This is a genomic window from Polynucleobacter sp. MWH-UH2A, assembly GCF_018687195.1.
Taxonomy (GTDB): domain Bacteria; phylum Pseudomonadota; class Gammaproteobacteria; order Burkholderiales; family Burkholderiaceae; genus Polynucleobacter.
This window is the reverse complement of sequence record NZ_CP061321.1, coordinates 113,313-126,866: the sequence shown is the minus strand read 5'-3', so window position 1 is coordinate 126,866 and position 13,554 is coordinate 113,313. Positions and strand designations below refer to the sequence as shown.

14 protein-coding genes and 1 tRNA gene are annotated in these 13,554 nt (G+C 41.1%); 4 read left to right on the top strand and 11 right to left on the bottom strand.

Features of this window, described 5'->3' with window-relative positions:
- Positions 1-14 precede the first annotated feature (14 nt).
- The 4 genes from prmC (at position 15) to IC571_RS00715 (ending at position 3,922) form a co-directional block, all read left to right on the top strand.
- Complete coding sequence (gene prmC, locus IC571_RS00730; protein WP_215316789.1) at positions 15-866, top strand: peptide chain release factor N(5)-glutamine methyltransferase; 852 nt, start codon at positions 15-17, stop codon at positions 864-866.
- 95 nt (positions 867-961) lie between these two features.
- Positions 962-1,270 carry a Grx4 family monothiol glutaredoxin gene (grxD, locus tag IC571_RS00725; RefSeq protein ID WP_215316787.1) on the top strand — a complete coding sequence of 103 codons (309 nt, stop codon included), beginning with the start codon at positions 962-964 and terminating at the stop codon, positions 1,268-1,270.
- A 152-nt stretch (positions 1,271-1,422) separates the two neighbouring features.
- Positions 1,423-2,565 (top strand): DNA recombination protein RmuC, encoded by a 1,143-nt coding sequence (locus IC571_RS00720; protein WP_251373441.1) that lies wholly within the window; start codon positions 1,423-1,425, stop codon positions 2,563-2,565.
- Positions 2,540-3,922 carry an MFS transporter gene (locus IC571_RS00715; protein WP_251373439.1) on the top strand — a complete coding sequence of 461 codons (1,383 nt, stop codon included), beginning with the start codon at positions 2,540-2,542 and terminating at the stop codon, positions 3,920-3,922. Before IC571_RS00720 ends, IC571_RS00715 begins: the two co-directional genes overlap by 26 nt.
- On the opposite strand, the gene IC571_RS00710 is transcribed toward IC571_RS00715, so the two are convergent.
- The 11 genes from IC571_RS00710 to petA form a co-directional block, all read right to left on the bottom strand.
- Entirely contained in the window at positions 3,919-4,815 is an 897-nt protein-coding gene (locus tag IC571_RS00710; protein ID WP_215316784.1) for a glycosyltransferase family 47 protein, read from the bottom strand. The two genes, IC571_RS00715 and IC571_RS00710, sit on opposite strands and share 4 nt — an antisense overlap.
- A gap of 9 nt (positions 4,816-4,824) precedes the next feature.
- Positions 4,825-5,511 (bottom strand): hypothetical protein, encoded by a 687-nt coding sequence (locus IC571_RS00705; RefSeq protein ID WP_215316782.1) that lies wholly within the window; start codon positions 5,509-5,511, stop codon positions 4,825-4,827.
- On the bottom strand, positions 5,499-7,280 hold the full coding sequence (locus IC571_RS00700; RefSeq protein WP_215316781.1) for a glycosyltransferase family 47 protein: 1,782 nt from the start codon (positions 7,278-7,280) through the stop codon (positions 5,499-5,501). The genes IC571_RS00705 and IC571_RS00700 overlap by 13 nt, the downstream gene beginning before the upstream one ends.
- A gap of 38 nt (positions 7,281-7,318) precedes the next feature.
- Positions 7,319-7,394, bottom strand: a tRNA-Thr gene (locus IC571_RS00695).
- A gap of 35 nt (positions 7,395-7,429) precedes the next feature.
- The gene (locus IC571_RS00690) at positions 7,430-8,347 is read right to left on the bottom strand and encodes a hypothetical protein (RefSeq protein ID WP_215316779.1); all 918 of its coding nucleotides are present in this window, start codon (positions 8,345-8,347) and stop codon (positions 7,430-7,432) included.
- A 234-nt stretch (positions 8,348-8,581) separates the two neighbouring features.
- Positions 8,582-9,547 (bottom strand): glycosyltransferase family 2 protein, encoded by a 966-nt coding sequence (locus IC571_RS00685; RefSeq protein WP_215316777.1) that lies wholly within the window; start codon positions 9,545-9,547, stop codon positions 8,582-8,584.
- An 8-nt stretch (positions 9,548-9,555) separates the two neighbouring features.
- Positions 9,556-9,963, bottom strand: coding sequence for a ClpXP protease specificity-enhancing factor (locus tag IC571_RS00680; protein WP_215316775.1), 408 nt, complete (start codon positions 9,961-9,963; stop codon positions 9,556-9,558).
- A gap of 21 nt (positions 9,964-9,984) precedes the next feature.
- Positions 9,985-10,596, bottom strand: a complete 612-nt coding sequence (locus IC571_RS00675) for a glutathione S-transferase N-terminal domain-containing protein (RefSeq protein WP_173954911.1) — start codon at positions 10,594-10,596, stop codon at positions 9,985-9,987.
- Positions 10,597-10,683: 87 nt separating this feature from the next.
- Positions 10,684-11,457, bottom strand: coding sequence for a cytochrome c1 (locus tag IC571_RS00670; protein WP_215316774.1), 774 nt, complete (start codon positions 11,455-11,457; stop codon positions 10,684-10,686).
- 31 nt (positions 11,458-11,488) lie between these two features.
- The gene (locus tag IC571_RS00665) at positions 11,489-12,889 is read right to left on the bottom strand and encodes a cytochrome bc complex cytochrome b subunit (protein ID WP_215316772.1); all 1,401 of its coding nucleotides are present in this window, start codon (positions 12,887-12,889) and stop codon (positions 11,489-11,491) included.
- A 10-nt stretch (positions 12,890-12,899) separates the two neighbouring features.
- Positions 12,900-13,502, bottom strand: a complete 603-nt coding sequence (gene petA, locus IC571_RS00660) for a ubiquinol-cytochrome c reductase iron-sulfur subunit (RefSeq protein ID WP_215316770.1) — start codon at positions 13,500-13,502, stop codon at positions 12,900-12,902.
- Between the last annotated feature and the right edge of the window lie 52 nt (positions 13,503-13,554).

Genomic DNA, 13,554 nt, shown 5'->3' with positions numbered 1-13,554 from the left:
TCATTGCGTCCATTATGAATAAGGACTTGAGTCTGCGATCCTTATTGGGCAGCACTTCACTCCCTCGCAATGAAGCCTATATTTTGATGGCATACGTGCTGAATAAGCACTACCAGCTACCTCGCTCAACGCTTGTTTCTCGTGATGAAATGGAGCTTGATGGACTAGCTTTAGAGGAATGGCAATCACTTGAATCTAGGAGGCTAAATGGTGAGCCAGTTGCCTACCTTATTGGCAAGCGAGGATTTCACAATATTGAGCTTCAAGTAGCGCCCGGTGTTTTGATTCCACGCCCAGAAACGGAACTACTCGTTGATATAGCCCTTCAAGAAATCAAACGACTTGAGGGCAAAGTAAAGCATCCAAACATTTTAGATTTAGGCACAGGATCGGGCGCTATTGCACTATCTATTGCTAACGAGGCATCTCATACTCAAGTCATTGCCACAGACCAATCCACTGAAGCGCTTTCAATCGCTAAATTAAATGCTAAATTCTTAGGGCTTGAAACACGCATTGAATTTGCTCAGGGCAGTTGGTACGAAGCCCTCAAAGAAGACGTAATGTTTGATGTCATATTGAGCAACCCACCATACATCGCAAATCAAGATCCACACCTCAATCAAGGAGATTTGCGTTTTGAACCAATTGATGCCCTAACAGACCACTCCACTGGACTGAGCTGTCTTGAGGCAATCATCATAGGATGCCCCATGCATCTCAAGCCAGGGGGTCTTATTGCCGTAGAGCATGGATTTGATCAGTCTGATGCGGTAGTTGGCCTAATGAAGACAGCAGGATTAGTCGATATTCAAGTCCATCGAGATTTAGCTTATCACCCGAGGGTTGTTTCAGCCAGGAAGTAAATCAGCGACTGTCTTTTTTTGGATTAAGTCTTAAAATTAGGGTCACCAAACTGATAAATCATTTTTTACAGTATTAACGCATTTTAGGAAAAATTATGGATGCCCAAAATCAAATTAAAGAAATCATTACCAGCCACCCAGTTGTGCTGTTCATGAAAGGTACTGCGCAATTTCCACAATGTGGTTTCTCTGGAAATGCTGTCAATATTCTTCGTGCTAGCGGTGTTGAAAAGCTACATACCGTGAATGTTTTAGAAGATCCAGCGATTCGTCAGGGCATTAAAGAATTTACAAATTGGCCAACGATTCCTCAGCTCTACATCAATGGTGAATTCATTGGCGGCTCCGATATCATGACCGAGATGTATCAGTCTGGCGAATTACAAAAACTCGTAAAAGCCTAATCAGCCTTTGCATTTAGTACGTGACCTTTGATTTAGCCTCCCTTTTACTATTTGGCCTGCCACTAGGATTGTGCGCAGGCCTTTTGGTTTATGTTTTTAACCTTCGATCGAATTTGAAACGCTTTGAGCTTCAGGAGCAAGGTGAGATATCGTTGGCCGATACTCTAAGAGCCGAGCGCGACCAAGCATTGCAAAATGCAATTCGCCTAGAGGCCGAACTAGAGTCTGAACGCAAACAAGGCCTAAATCGAATTGAGGCCTTAAATGAAGCTAAAGAAGCGCTTAGCAATCAATTCAAAAACCTCGCTAATGAAATCCTCGAGGACAAATCAAAGCGTTTTACCGAACAGAATGCTGCCAGTCTTGATGCACTGTTAAAGCCCTTACAGACCAAGCTCACAGAATTCAAAGAGCAGGTCAGTAATACCTATGGCAATGAAGCGCGTGAGCGACATGCTCTCAAAAGTGAAATTGAACGCCTAGCCAATCTCAACTTAAAGATGTCCGATGAAACTCGCTCCTTAACTCAGGCTCTAAAGGGTGACTCCAAAGTTCAAGGCAATTGGGGCGAGCTTGTCCTCGAGTCCATTCTTGAATCATCAGGTCTACGTAAAGGTGAAGAGTACGTTGTTCAGGATAGTCATACCCAAAGCGATGGATCACGCCTTCAGCCCGACGTAGTAATTAAGCTACCAGAGGGAAGAAGTCTTGTGGTAGATAGCAAAGTCTCTATTACGGCCTATGCAAAACATGCTGAAACTACAGATGCCAATACTGCAGAGCGCGAACTAGTTGCTCATATTCAATCTTTGCGTCAACATATTCAAGGGCTATCAGACAAGAACTACAGCTCACTATATGGGGTTAGCTCTGTAGACTTTGTATTAATGTTTGTTCCCATTGAGCCTGCTTTCTTGCTTGCCCTAAAGACAGCTCCAAATCTCTACCAAGAGGCTCTAGCAAAGAATATTGTGCTGGTATGCCCAAGTACGTTAATGGCAACCCTTCGCACTGTCGCCCACCTTTGGAGGCAAGATCACCAAAATCGTAACGCTCTAGAGATTGCTAAACAATGCGGCAATCTCTATGACAAATTTGTAGGGTTTGTGGATGACCTTGAAAAATTAGGTCAACGACTCGATCAAGCGCAAACCAGTTATCACGATGCCTTCAATAAACTTAAAACTGGTAAGGGTAATCTAATACGCTCCGCAGAGAGAGTGCGTGAGCTCGGCGTAAAACCTGCAAAGAACTTATCTACCCCATTAATTGAATCCTCGTCAGACTCCGAATAAATTGACCAAGCTAGAAAAGTCAGCAGGCAACGAGGTTAAGCAAAAATCTTCATATAGAAAGGTGGCAATCGCAACATGCTTTGGCACCTTTTTGGAGTGGTATGACTTTCTTACATTTGCCAGCTTAGCAGTCATTTTTGGACCATTATTTTTTCCATCAAGCGATCCAAATACAGGCCTTCTGGCTAGCTTAGCAACTTTTGGTGTTGGCATGGTGGTCAGGCCACTAGGCTCGGCTCTATTTGGCTCTTTAGGTGACCGCATCGGGCGCAAACCAGTTTTCATGATCACGATTGGCTTAATGGGCGCTGCAACTGTTTGTGCGGGATTCTTGCCAACCTACGCCCAAATTGGCATCTGGGCGCCAGTTATGTTGGTCGCCCTTAGATTACTGCAAGGACTATCCGCCGGCGGAGAAATTGGTGGCGGAGCGGTTTACCTTACCGAGCATGCAGGCAACAAGCAAAGGGGGTTTAAAACCAGCTTTCTGCAACTCATGGGTCCCTTAGGAATTCTGGCATCGACTATTCAGATTTCCTTGCTACAAACATGGCTTACCCCAGAGGAATTTCAATCCTGGGGTTGGCGCATACCATTTTGGATCTCTCTATTACTCCTGGCGATCGCGTTTTATATTCGCAGATCACTAGAAGAGACGCCCGTATTTTTGGAGCTAAGCAAACAGAGTCAAACTCAGTCGCAATTACTCAATAATTTTAAGGATGGAGAAATTCGCAAAAGAATGTTTTTACTATTCTTTTGCGTTTCATCAAGTGGTGCAATTTTATTTTTTTGCGTACAGGTATATGTAGCAATTTTTCTAAAAACATCAATCAAACTTGACTCAACCTTAGTCGATAAGCTCAGCATTATTTCTACGCTAGCGTTGCTCCCACTTACTGTATTTGCCGGGTGGCTATCTGATAAGGTCGGGCGTAAACCTGTCATTCTTACTGGAATTTCTCTGGGAGCATTACTTATTTACCCCGCATTTGAATCTCTCACATTTTTAGGAAATTTGTACTTAGCCCTTAGAAGCCCAGGCGCTTTGTTTGGTCTGGCATTGATATTGATGTTTTTATCTTGCTTACTTGCATTAGTGGTGGGCCCTCAAACTGCCGTCTTGGCTGAATTATTTCCAGCCAAGAATCGAAATAGTGCCGCAACCCTTCCTCATAATCTGGCTGCCGGATGGATTGGAGGCTTACTTCCTTTGATTGTTGCCTGGCTAAATCAATCCCTGGACAATCAACTTGCAGGACTTTGGTATCCAATTATTTTTCTTGTATTAGCCGGAATTATTGCGATTCGCTTTTTACCCGAAACAAGAGGCAGCAACCTTCTTGGTAAAAACTAAAGAGCCTGAATTCTATTGGCAATCTTTTGCTGCATAGCAATCTTAAAGCTTGACCACCAATCAATGCATCGATTTTGAAGTTCAAGGATTTCGTTTGGACTGGTGACGCACTTTAATTTCATTTCTTCTAGAAATTTTGGCAACTCATGCCATGAACTAAGAATTGGAAAAGGAACATTGCCAAGCATTGCTAAAGCATCTTTTGACCACAAAAAATCATGCGATAAAGAAATTGGTATGCAACCTAACTCTAGAGCGTCATAGAGACGAATTGTTTCGGGATTATTGCCAGATGGGCATGGGGCAAAGATACTATCCTCCATAATCGCCGAATACAAGCCAATGTTATAGCCGCCAGCAAATCCGTTGGATGGCATCACATATAAGTTCTCGCCACAGGCAGCAGCTGGGCCGGCAAAGCTAACGCGCTCATTATTATAAGAGGCTGCATTATTGATCCAGCCAAGAAAGGCTGCAAGACACTGACGTTGAGGGGTTCTTTTTAAATCATTTTTATCCCTTGGGCCAACGCCTGTTCTAAATCCATTAGGAGCCCATAAAACTTTAGTATTGATTGCTGCGCCGTTAATTATGCTAGAAAAATAATAATTGCGAATCACAAGATCGCACTCGGCATAAGCAGATATATCTTTATCGAGCCGCTCACCGCCCATATGGTAAAGAATGACTTTATTTCCAATAGACTTAATATGACGAATTAGATCAAGGTTGATTTGATTTAATTCTAAATAAATAACTGAAGAACCGCCTAATTGAGCTGGGTTTATTCCAAGAGAATAAGGGGCGCCTGCAAAAACCTCATTTTGAATAAACCATGTCTCCAAAGCTCCATTTAAGGAATCAGGGCTACTAATTATTTGTAGGTTACTCATTTATATCATTTAGCCTTGATGGTACTGAATGATCGCGTCTTTGCTACTGTAATACTCATTCATCTCATTAAAAAATTCTGGCGGATCGGCGTAATCATGCCAAATTTTTATAGGTCCAAAAAAACTCTTATGCCACTGTGGACGAAAATTCCAATTTAAGGGCAATATGAAGGGATTAAAACCAGTTTGCTCTATTGCTAATGCGAAAGAGCCCTGATCATTTGCAGGCATTGTATACACTCCCTGCTCATTTACCCCAATAATGGATGAATCGACGGAGGGAGCTAGTTCTTTCCATTTATCAAATACATTTTTTGCCTGTTTAGTAAAAAATAATACGCCAGTGTTGTACTCCACCTCATCGCCAGTAAAAATTTTAGAGTAACGCCTACCCCACGGGGCTTCGCAAATTGCTACAGCCATTCCGAATTGGTTTGCTTTTTCAAAGCCGAATTCTAAATTGCCCAAAACAACAGTATCTAGATCAAGAAAGAGGGTTTCATCAAAAGGCGAAAGATCAGACATTGCAGCCTTTTGGTTTAGGCTACTTGGAGCTCCCCCTGGAGCATCAACCTTAATAACCTCATGAGGTAGATCGGGGTGAAATTTTTTAACTGATCTTTTTAGGCGCTCGATAGGAAGCTTAGATTCATCACCCCAGTAAATAGAGATAATTCCTCTTTTCATAAAACACAACTTTCGATAATGGCTTTTGAAATATTATTCATATTCAGGGAAAATCTAGTAAATGATTTATTTGCTATTCGTATATACATCTTTTCCAAATCCAAACCAGTTAAATTCTCCCATGACTCAACTATGAGCACAGGATAATCAGAATAGGAGCCAGTCCAATCACTTTTAAGAATTATTGGAATTACGCCCAAGTACTGGCACTCCCAAAAACGGTGTGTATCAATTCCATTGCCTCTAGGGCATATAGCAAATTTATGATTCGCAAGGTTCTTTAGATATTCACCATAATCCAGGCCACTTTCAATAGTCACTCCTGGTATTTTTGAACATATGTTGAATGCTTTTAAACGGGCAATGTGAGTATTGATGGAGAAATTTAAATATACCAGTCTTCTATGTAAATTATTCTTTGCAACAGAAAAAATTTGATTGGTCTTACCTGCACCCCACTGTTTATTCTCTAATCCAATAGGTATAGACTTTAATTTTTCATGCGCAAATTCACAATTTTGTGCGAACCAAGCTATTAAGGCAGGATTATTTAATAATCCAAGATCATTGATGGTCACCGAATGATCAGAATTATGGGAAATTAAAATAAAATCATACTTGAGTCGCGGTGCAATATATTTTTTAAAAAAAGGGATCAAGTGAGTATAGACAAACAATATCTTGTTTTTTGATATCTCGTTAATGACTTTTTCCGATGGAAAAAGGAAGTTTCCAGCATGATCTTGATCTAGTATGATTAGATCCCTTGATTTAATGTTTTCTCTGCCATGAAAATCAACAATTTCTTTAGTAGCAATAGTTAGATCAGCAATTGATTGAATTTTCTCCCCCGTAACAATTGACTCAATCGAATCCGGCACCCCACTATTAAATGGAGAAACTCCATTTAAATCTTTAGAGTGTGCATGAACACCTAAAATCGGAATTAGATCTTGATCAATAGTAAGAAAGGGCGACCTAACTCCTGAAGAAGCCCCCCAAGTAAAATGAGCATCCTCCATTCTTAAATCACTAGATTCGTTTGAAAAGAATAAAGTATCGTTTGGATTGTTTAGCCAATGCACACCCCCAATGTATTGGCCAATTGCAGCGGCATCAAAGATGCCATGAAAAATCTCATAGCCTTGAGCATATCTCTTAAAATCTGCCCCATAACTTCTCACTAATTGCGGGGGGATTGTTGGCAATGGCTTCGCATATTTATATTTCCTAACAAATTCACCCAAATTTAACATGTCATTGTTGGCTGGATTTTCTAATAGATGTCTGGATAAGTCTTTTGCCACAGCAGGGTTTTTAATCCAAACTACGCCTGGAATAGCTCTAACTCGATCCAGCGGTACGGAAAATTCAGAATATCCCTCAAAACTACTTAAGTAGTTACTGGGATCAAAATAAATAACATAATCATTTTCTAAATGCAGTACATTACAAATTGAGTGTTGATTAATGTAGTCTGCTAAAACGTGAAATCTATTTGAAGCATTAAACCAAAAGCCATCTCTAAACTTTTTGTCGAGCGTTGTTAAAGCGGAAAAAGCCTTTGTTTCGACGCTCTCATTAATGTCTTCAACAAATATTAGATTTATCTTATTTAAGATTGATGTATGCGAGAAACTTTGCGCATTTGACCTATTTATTAACAAATGAATTTTTGACCTAGATGCAATGCGGACTAAAATCTTAATAGACTCTATCAAATGCATTGGAAGCTCACCTGAGCCCAAGTGGATAAGAATTATATTTACTTGAGACACTGGCCAACTTATCTTGTCAAATTATTGCCACACAATAGTGGTGCCCCTTGTCCGACTCGAACAGACCACCTACTGATTACAAATCAGTTGCTCTACCAGATGAGCTAAAGGGGCATTCTAATAATTTTACATTATTTTTGCCTTAAATACTACTCAACCCAATCTTCAAATGTAATAAAAGCTAAACTCGGATTGGCCTGCCCAAATGGATCAATCCATTTTAAAGATAAATTACCACCTTTAAAACGTTGGGAGCCGCGCCTTTCCCATGCTTGATCAGATATTAATATCTCATCCGAATGGAGTTGCATCATATATGTACCTAATGATTCATACTCGCTAAAACCAGATATCTGTGATAGGTCAGCCTTCTCAAGTATATGTTCATACCACAACTTTCCATTTGCGCTTAAGCAAAATAGAAACTCGCAAAGCCATTTTTTTTTAAAGGCTATAGATTGCGCTATAAAACTAAACTCAAATAGTTTTCCAAAGCCAGTTAGCCGATGAAGTAATTCAAAATATGGGGGATGATACTCAGAGCCAATAAACAAATTGATCTTACCCTCATTAAAAAAAATTATCTCCTTCAGCGGCACAGTATCCGCATCCCAAATAACAATAATATCTTCATCTGCAATAGATAATTTTTCTGCCAAACCTATTTTAAGGAATTGCTGAAAATACCATCCAGCTCTACCCTTATTTCCAAGGGGCATAAAGTTCATAACATAGTCTAAATCAACACCTTTTATTACCTCCTCCTCGTCAACGACCTCAAATAAAGATGGCGTATTTTTCTTAAAAATTTCAATTTCCATTTTTGGCACTACAACATAATACTTTTTTGCCAATATATTTGAAACAATTCTTGGGGCGGCAACTTTCCAAACTGCAATGTCCTTTAAACAACAAACAGAAATTAAAGCGGCGATTGGAATATTAGACTCATGCCTCATACTTTTCCCTAAAAAGCTCGCAACCACAACCAGTGCAAATATATGTTTTGTAGTGCATATAGCCTTCAAAAGTATTGGAAAAAAATCCAAACTTTGGTTGAGAAACAATTACCATCTCTAGGCTTGGTAACTGCCTTTTAGATCCGCAATAATCACAAACTGGGGCATCAAGAGGGCAGCCATGTTGCTCACAGTACATTTCTTTGCTGGGTTTATTTTCAAGCCAGCTCTCCCAAGCAATCGCTTTTTTATGCTCACGATTAATTTCTAGGAAATTTTTTAATGGCAGCGCCAAAAAAAGAAAGAATAATGATACGAAAAGAATCGATGCTATTATCATAACTATTTTCCACTAGGTGAATCTTCTAGCAACCTCTCATTGGCATCCTCTACCAGCTCATCAAGAGCTCCCGAGTTAATAAAATCTCCATATCGTTCGAATAAGATGTTGTGATTTCGCTTTAAATGAATTGGGCGTTTATTTATCATCAAGCTTTCACTTAACCGCATGCCGCCTACACCAATATCTCTGGCAATCGGAACGCCACCAATGTAGCCGACCCTAAAGCCCTTGGCCCATAACTCAAAACAATAATTTGTATCATCGTCATGATAAGGCTCAAAAGAAAAGTCGAAGCCAGTTAATTCATTGAAACTTGAGATTCTAATTAGATGTGGGGCCCTTGTAACCGTTTGACAATATTGAAAAGGACCATCATTAATTGGTGTCGTAACAATTCGCCCAAACCAACTATTTGGCATCCCAACCAGGCCATCGCGCATAGCAAAGGTATCGGATTCAAAAGTTTCATTTGCAGACCTCATTTGGATGTAGTTTATTGCTTTGTTAAACCCGATAACAATCAATTTGGGATCTCTTCTCATCATTTCCAAGCCATAATCGAGCCATGAAAAATCCATTGGATATAAATCATCATCTTGCATTAACAAGGCAAATTCACAATTTTTTGCCGCTTCAGAATTTAATGCAAACCGATAATTTTTTATCTCATGCAAATCATTAACCGCAATGACTGTATGATTTTTACCCTTTAAAATAGAGTGTGCCTTGGTCAATGTGCTATCTATGCAGCCATCTGCGAATAGCATAATATTTTTAAATCCTTTTTTTATGAAGGGATTAAGAACCAATCTTATTAGATGTGATTTATTAAAAGTTTGAAATACACAAAGCACATTTGGGTAAGCATTAAATTCTCTTATTGGCGACCTCTGCTTCAAAAGCCCCCATTTCTTTTGAGAAATTTTCGAAGCTATCTCATGAATACGCTCTATAGAAAATTTCATCGAAATCCTTATTTCACAATTTTTAAAAACGGCTTGCCAGATTTTGGTTTTTCAGGGTCTTTATAGACATCGTCAGCAATATTCAAATTCTTTACACAATCAGACTCAAACGGAAATGACATCCCCTGCCCATTTTCTCGAGCGTAGATTGCAAGCACATGACTAACAGGCGCCATGATCCTTCTAGGAATACCACCAAACCTCGCCTGAAAACTGATGCAGTCATTTTCAATTTGGAGCTGATGGCAAGCTTCAAGTGACAGATTAAGCACGATCTCATTATTCTTGACATACTCTAGCGGCACCTCAACTCTGGCATCCACAAATACGGCTATAAAAGGCGTAAAACCAAAATCCGTGCACCACTGATGTAGGGCACGGATTAGATAGGGTTTGTTGCTCGGAATGTCAGACATTCTGACTTATAGCGACACCGCTTAGCGACGCATTACCTTCTCGGAAGGAGTTAATGCCTCAATGTAAGCGGGTCTACTGAAAATACGCTCCGCATACTTTAAAAGAGGTGCGGCATTGCGTGATAAGTCGATTCCGTAATGCTCAAGACGCCACAACAATGGGGCAATAGCCACATCAAGCATTGAGAACTCATCGCCAAGCATATACTTATTTTTTACAAAAATAGGCGCGAGTTGTGTCAAGCGATCACGAATTGCTAAACGTGCTTTGTCGTGTGTTTTTTCGGCTGCCTTACCTTTTTCATTTTCTAAGGCAGCTACGTGCACAAATAACTCTTTTTCAAAATTAAAGAGAAATAGACGTGCGCGTGCGCGAGCAACTGGGTCAGGGGGCATTAACTGTGGATGCGGAAAACGCTCATCAATATATTCATTAATGATATTTGACTCATACAAAATTAAATCGCGCTCAACCAAGATCGGAACTTGGCCATAAGGATTCATTACTGAGATATCTTCTGGCTTATTGAATAAATCAACATCGCGGATTTCAAAATCCATGCCTTTTTCGAAAAGCACCAAACGGCAGCGTTGCGAGAATGGGCAATTTGTGCCCGAGTACAACACCATCATAAATTTATTTCCTTAAATTTCTACTTCAATACAACAAAACACCAACTTAAATCACTATTTAATTGAGGTCCGTAAGGACCTCAATTATCAATGAATATCTTTCCAGTAAGCCTTGTTCAGACGCCAAGCCAATAGTGTGAAGATGGCTAAGAAAATCAGCACAACAACGCCAAGACGCTTGCGCTCAAGTTGGACTGGCTCAGCCATCCAAGACATAAACGCCACTAAATCAGCAATATTGTCATCATATTCTTGCGGCTTCATTGTGCCTGGCGTTAACTGCTCAAACCCAACAAAGACTTTTTCCATCTTACCTTCATCATGCGGGTCTTTGCGCTCTTCAAACTTAGCCGCACGCTCGCCCTGAAGCTGCCATAGAACATGAGGCATACCTACGCTTGGGTATACCAAATTATTCCAACCAGTCTGAGTAGCATCGTCTTTGTAGAAAGTACGCAGATAGGTATAGAGCCAATCAGTTCCACGTGCACGAGCCTCTACAGATAAATCTGGAGGATTTTTTCCAAAGAATGCCTTGCCTTCTTTTGGCGTCATTGAGATTGTCATCAAATCGCCAACTTTGGCATCGTTCAAGATGAGGTTATCTTTGATTTCCTGATCTGTTAACCCAATATCACGCAAGCGGTTGTAACGCATGCTGGAAGCTGCATGGCAGTTCAAGCAATAGTTCACAAACAGCTTTGCACCATTTTGCAAAGAAGCATTGCTACTTACGCGGTTGGGTGCCGTATCTAATGGAAACCCGCCTTCATTCGCGCTCACATTCACACTTAAACCAAGGGCGCCAGCTAATACTGCCGCCTGGCAGACGCCCATCAAAGTTTGCAGAATTCGTTTCATACTAGTTCCTAATTTCTCTCTAGATTCTCGATTAATGGGACTTAAAAGTAACGCGTGTTGGAACAGACTTGAAAGTGCCAAGCTTGCTCCAGAACGGCATTGCCAAGAAGAAGCCCAGATAGTAAATCGTACAAATCTGAGAAATCTTTTCAAAGACTGGTGATGGTGGCTGAATTCCCAAGTAACCCAAAATCACAAAGCTCACCACAAAAACACCATAAATATATTTATGGAATTGTGGGCGATAGCGAATCGATTTAACTGGTGATTTATCAAGCCAAGGCAAGAAGAACATGATCACAACAGAACCGCCCATGATTACAACACCCCAGAACTTCGCGTCAAATAAATAGAAGCCGCCAGCCAACACTACTGCAATAGCTGCGCAGATTGCTTTCACCCTCTTATCACTCGAGCTCTTTGCAAACATACCCAAAATCACCGCCAAGAAAATCCACAACGGCAACAAGAAGTTAGAAGTTGTCGCACGCAACATTGAATAAAACGGTGTGAAGTACCAAACCGGTGCAATGTGCGGAGGCGTTTGCAAGGGATTTGCAGGAATGAAGTTATTCGCCTCAAGGAAATATCCACCCATTTCTGGGGCGAAGAATACGATGCAAGCAAATACCATCAAGAACACGCCCAAACCAAACACATCATGAACTGTGTAATAAGGGTGGAACGGAATTCCATCCACTGGATGGCCATTGGCATCCAAACTCTCTTTAATCTCTACGCCATCAGGATTGTTTGAGCCGACTTCATGCAAAGCAATGATGTGAGCAGCAACTAAACCAATCAATAGCAATGGGATAGCAATAACGTGGAACGCAAAGAAGCGATTTAATGTTGCATCACCTACAACATAGTCACCACGCAACCATAAAGAAAGATCTGGGCCGATAAATGGAATTGCGGAGAACAAGTTCACGATCACTTGTGCGCCCCAATATGACATCTGACCCCATGGGAGTAAGTAACCAAAGAAGGCTTCACCCATCAAGCACAAGAAGATTGCACAACCAAAAATCCAGATGAGCTCCCGTGGCTTGCGATATGAACCATAAATCAAGCCACGGAACATATGCAAATAGACCACCACGAAGAACATGGATGCGCCCGTAGAGTGGAGGTAACGAATCAACCAACCCCATGGCACTTCACGCATGATGTACTCAACAGACTCAAATGCTTTGGCAGCATCTGGTTTGTAGTTCATCACCAAGAAAATGCCAGTAATGATCTGGAGCGCTAGAACGACAATAGCTAAAGAGCCAAAAAAGTACCAAAAATTCAGATTCTTAGGTGCGTAATACTCGGTTAAGTGCGCCTTAATTGAAGACGTCAACGGGAAACGGGAATCAACCCAAGCCAATACTTTTTGGGCTACTGGAGCGTTGGCTGGAACTTGTTTTTCTTGAAATGCCATTTATCTCTCCTTAGGCCTTCTTATCTTCGCCAATCAGAATCTTGGTATCACTCAAATACATATGAGGAGGCACTTCAAGATTGTCTGGAGCAGGCTTGTTCTTGTAAACACGTCCTGCCATATCAAAAGTAGATCCATGGCATGGGCATAGAAAACCACCCGGCCAAGTGTTTGGCAAAGAAGGTTGTGGGCCTGCTTCGAATTTTGCGGTTGGAGAGCAGCCTAAATGAGTACAAATACCCACAACCACAAGGTACTCAGGCTTAATTGAGCGCCATTGGTTTTGAGCATATGGAGGAGTGAATTGAGCTGGATCGCGCAAAGAATTTGGGTCTGCTAATTCACCATCCAACTTAGATAGTTCAGCCACTTGCTCAGGTGTACGTCGGATCACCCATACCGGCTTACCACGCCACTCAACAGTTCTCATCTCATCAGGCTTCATGCCAGTGATATCGATCTCAACAGCCGCACCAGCAGCTTTTGCGCGCTCAGAAGGTTCAAAACTGTCTACAAACGGGTAAAGGGCTGCTGCTGCGCCTACACCACCAACTGCGGAAGTGGCGATCAACCAATTACGGCGATCCTTGTCCATACAGGGCTTGTCACTCATTTACAAAATTCCTAGAAAGGGTATTTATGGGTGGAAATTGCTTAAAGGTAGG

Coding starts and splice junctions, on each gene's coding strand:
- prmC (WP_215316789.1), top strand. CDS start 15: ATGAATAAGGACTTGAGTCTGCGATCCTTATTGGGCAGCACTTCACTC.
- grxD (WP_215316787.1), top strand. CDS start 962: ATGGATGCCCAAAATCAAATTAAAGAAATCATTACCAGCCACCCAGTT.
- IC571_RS00710 (WP_215316784.1), bottom strand. CDS start 4,815: ATGAGTAACCTACAAATAATTAGTAGCCCTGATTCCTTAAATGGAGCT.
- IC571_RS00685 (WP_215316777.1), bottom strand. CDS start 9,547: ATGAAATTTTCTATAGAGCGTATTCATGAGATAGCTTCGAAAATTTCT.
- IC571_RS00680 (WP_215316775.1), bottom strand. CDS start 9,963: ATGTCTGACATTCCGAGCAACAAACCCTATCTAATCCGTGCCCTACAT.
- IC571_RS00675 (WP_173954911.1), bottom strand. CDS start 10,596: ATGATGGTGTTGTACTCGGGCACAAATTGCCCATTCTCGCAACGCTGC.
- IC571_RS00670 (WP_215316774.1), bottom strand. CDS start 11,457: ATGAAACGAATTCTGCAAACTTTGATGGGCGTCTGCCAGGCGGCAGTA.
- IC571_RS00665 (WP_215316772.1), bottom strand. CDS start 12,889: ATGGCATTTCAAGAAAAACAAGTTCCAGCCAACGCTCCAGTAGCCCAA.
- petA (WP_215316770.1), bottom strand. CDS start 13,502: ATGAGTGACAAGCCCTGTATGGACAAGGATCGCCGTAATTGGTTGATC.